The sequence below is a fragment of the Actinomycetota bacterium genome (assembly GCA_019347575.1).
Classification (GTDB): domain Bacteria; phylum Actinomycetota; class Nitriliruptoria; order Nitriliruptorales; family Nitriliruptoraceae; genus JAHWKY01.
On record JAHWKY010000104.1, the window covers coordinates 1 to 2,982 of the forward strand.

Sequence of the window (2,982 nt, forward strand, 5' to 3'; positions counted from 1 at the left end):
AGGCGAACGGCTCGAGCTGCTCGAGATGCTTGATGGTCGGGAACACGAGCGGGAGCTCCCCAGCACCGTGGGCGGCCAGCGCACCGGTCGGCGTGAACCAGCCCAGGTCCACGCACTCGTCACCGTCGACCTGCGGCTGTGCGGTCTCGGGGAGCGCTGCGACGAAGAAGTGGGTGTCGTAGCGGGTCTCGACCTCGCGGGGCGTGATCCACCGGGAGAACTTGACCAGGTCGGCGGGATCGATCCCACCGATCGCCGCCTCCTCCTCCAGCTCCCGCACAGCAGCGGCGCGGTGACCTGCGTCGCCCTCGCCGTCGTGAGCGTCCACCGTTCCTCCGGGGAAGACCCAGAAGCCGCCCATGAACCGCGCGCGCGGCGTGCGTTGGACGAGCAGCACCTCGAGGAGCTCCTCGCCACCGCGCACCACGATCACCGACGCGGCCTGGCGCGGCACGGTCTGCCGGCCCGCGTTGAGCTCCTCTCCGGGGGGCGGACGGTCGAAGCGCACGATCGTCGAACAGTACCCGGCGCCGCGGTGGGTAGGGTCCCGTACATGAGCACCGAGACCGAGGCCGCACAGCGCTGGATCTGCGAGTCGTGCGGATTCATCTACGACCCCGAGGAGGGCGGCCTGCCCCAGCGCGTGGGCGAGCGGACCAAGGTGACCGTCGCCACCCTGGAGCCCGACCAGTACCCGCCGGAGGGCCAGGAGTTCTTCGAGGCCTACCACCAGGAGTACGGCGAGGAGGACCCCAACCCCTACGCGATCTACGGCTACGAGGCGGCGAGGCTGCTGCTCGACGTCCTCGAGCGGGCCGAGGACCCCACCGACCGCGCCGCGGTGATCGAGGCCCTCTTCAACACCAAGGACCGCGAGTCGGTGCTCGGCACCTACAGCATCGATGACAACGGTGACACGACGCTGACGAGCTACGGCGTCTACCGGATCGAGGACGGCCGGCTGGTCTTCGACCAGGAGGTCCAGGCCGGCGGAGAGGCCGAGCCCGGCGGAGCCGGCGAGCCTGGAGCCGAAGAGCCCGGCGGAGCCGGCGAGCCCGGCGGCGAAGAGCCGGGCGGCGGGACGGCCCCCGAGGGCGAAAGCCCAGAGGAGTAGTTCTCCGCAGGCAGCGGGCGCGGACCGCGCGGCCCCGCCCCGCCGCTTGACTGGCCGCCAGTGGAAGCCATCGGCGCACAGCGCACGGCGCCCGTCGCCATAGCGAGGCTGCGGGAGCTCGTTCCGCGCTACGCGCTGATCGCCCTCCTGCTGGCGATGCCGGTCGCCTTCGGCGTCCACGACCTGGCCACCGAGGGCGACCTCTCCCGCCTGGGCAACAACCTGGTGGACGGTCTGTCCAACGGCGCCATCTGGGCGCTGGTGGCCGTCGGCTACACGCTGGTCTACGGCATCATCGAGCTCATCAACTTCGCCCACGGCGAGGTGTTCATGATCGGCTCGTTCGTCGCGGTGGGGGTGTGGGGTGCGCTCGGCCTCGGGCTGACCACGGGCGTGCCGGGCCTGATCGCGGGGCTTGCGGTGGTGCTGGTCGTCGCCGCGGTGGCATGCGGCACGCTCAACACGATGATCGAGCGCGTCGCCTACCGGCCGTTGCGCCTCGCGCCGAGGCTCGCGGCGCTGATCACGGCAGTGGGCTTCTCGTTCATCCTGCGCAACGTCGGGCTGCTGTGGCTCGGCGGCTCGCCCGAGAGCGTCCCCGACCTGATCGGCTCCCAGAACGCCCTCTTCGAGCCGGCCGGCGTCACCGTCACCAACGGCGACGCGCTCGCCGTCCTCACGACGATCCCGCTCGTGCTCGCGCTCACCACCTTCCTCGCCCGCACACGCCTGGGCAAGGCGATGCGCGCCAGCGCCCAGGAACCCGATGCGGCGCGGCTCATGGGCGTCAACGTGGACACCACCATCTCGCTGACCTTCCTGCTCGGCGGGCTGATGGCGGGCGCGGCGGGCCTGATCTTCGCGCTCTACCAGACCACCATCTGGTACTTCCAGGGCTTCACCGCAGGGCTCATCGCCTTCACCGCGGCGGTCATGGGGGGGATCGGCAACCTCCGGGGAGCCGTGCTCGGGGGCCTGATCCTCGGATTCATCCAGCAGATCTCCGACAACCGGATCGGTTCCCAGTGGACGGCCGCCATCGTGTTCGCCTACCTCGTGGCGATCATGGTCGTCCGTCCGCAGGGCCTGCTGGGCGAGGAGACGCGGGAGGCCGGATGACCGTCGCCCTGCAGCGGGTGCGTGCGGTGGAGCACCTCAACCGCTACGCCACGGCGGCCGCGATCCTGTTCGCGGGGCTGCTGCCCTTCTTCTACGACAGCGGCAGTCCGTTCATCGAGGACGCCGTGATCGCGCTCGCCTACGTGGTGATGGCGCTCGGGTTGAACATCATCGTGGGCTTCGCCGGCCTGCTCGACCTGGGCTACGTGGCCTTCTTCGCCATCGGCGCCTACACGATCGGCGTCGCGATGCTCGTCCTCGGGGCGCTCGGCGTCGAGGAGGAGTCGGTGGCCCGCTTGGCCGCCCGGCTCGTCGGCACCTCCCCGCTCGCCCGCTAGGGTCGCGACCGTGACGATCCGCGGTGCGATGGGCCTGCCCGTGGTCGGCATGGTCGGCGGCGGACAGCTGTCGCGGATGACCCACCAGGCGTCGATCGCGCTCGGCCTGTCGCTGCGGGTCCTGGCCGACGCCGAGCACGACAGCGCGGCGCTGGTCGCCAACGGCGTCAGCATCGGCGAGCACACCTCGCTGGACGACCTGCGGGCGCTGGCCCGGCTGGTGCCCGCCGGCGTCGAAGGCGCCATCCTCGACGCAGCCTCGATCGGCGGCGGCTGGGCCTTCGCCCAGCTCCGTCAGGCCTTCGAGGTCACCGCCTTCACCGGTGAGACGCCGTGGTCGGCCCTGACCCGCCTGGGCGCCGAGCTCGAGGTGCCCGAGTTGGGGGAGCTGGCGGCCAGCGTGTCGCTGGC

4 protein-coding genes and 1 pseudogene are annotated in these 2,982 nt (G+C 71.4%); 4 read left to right on the top strand and 1 reads right to left on the bottom strand.

Annotation, left to right across the window (positions count from 1 at the left end):
• On the bottom strand, positions 1-508 hold a 508-nt coding region (locus KY469_22750; GenBank protein ID MBW3665911.1), incomplete at its 3' end, for an NUDIX hydrolase.
• Positions 509-553: 45 nt separating this feature from the next.
• On the opposite strand from KY469_22750, the gene KY469_22755 reads away from it, so the two are divergent.
• From KY469_22755 to KY469_22770, 4 genes and pseudogenes are all read left to right on the top strand, one after another.
• Complete coding sequence (locus tag KY469_22755; GenBank protein MBW3665912.1) at positions 554-1,114, top strand: ABC transporter substrate-binding protein; 561 nt, start codon at positions 554-556, stop codon at positions 1,112-1,114.
• A 156-nt stretch (positions 1,115-1,270) separates the two neighbouring features.
• Positions 1,271-2,233, top strand: coding sequence for a branched-chain amino acid ABC transporter permease (locus tag KY469_22760; GenBank protein ID MBW3665913.1), 963 nt, complete (start codon positions 1,271-1,273; stop codon positions 2,231-2,233).
• Entirely contained in the window at positions 2,230-2,571 is a 342-nt protein-coding gene (locus KY469_22765; GenBank protein MBW3665914.1) for a hypothetical protein, read from the top strand. Before KY469_22760 ends, KY469_22765 begins: the two co-directional genes overlap by 4 nt.
• 28 nt (positions 2,572-2,599) lie before the next feature.
• A pseudogene (locus KY469_22770) lies at positions 2,600-2,776 on the top strand (5-(carboxyamino)imidazole ribonucleotide synthase).
• The last annotated feature ends 206 nt before the right edge of the window (positions 2,777-2,982 follow it).

Excerpts from the sequence above, each read along its gene's own strand:
- KY469_22755 (MBW3665912.1), top strand. The coding sequence starts at position 554 with ATGAGCACCGAGACCGAGGCCGCACAGCGCTGGATCTGCGAGTCGTGC.
- KY469_22760 (MBW3665913.1), top strand. The coding sequence starts at position 1,271 with ATGCCGGTCGCCTTCGGCGTCCACGACCTGGCCACCGAGGGCGACCTC.
- KY469_22765 (MBW3665914.1), top strand. The coding sequence starts at position 2,230 with ATGACCGTCGCCCTGCAGCGGGTGCGTGCGGTGGAGCACCTCAACCGC.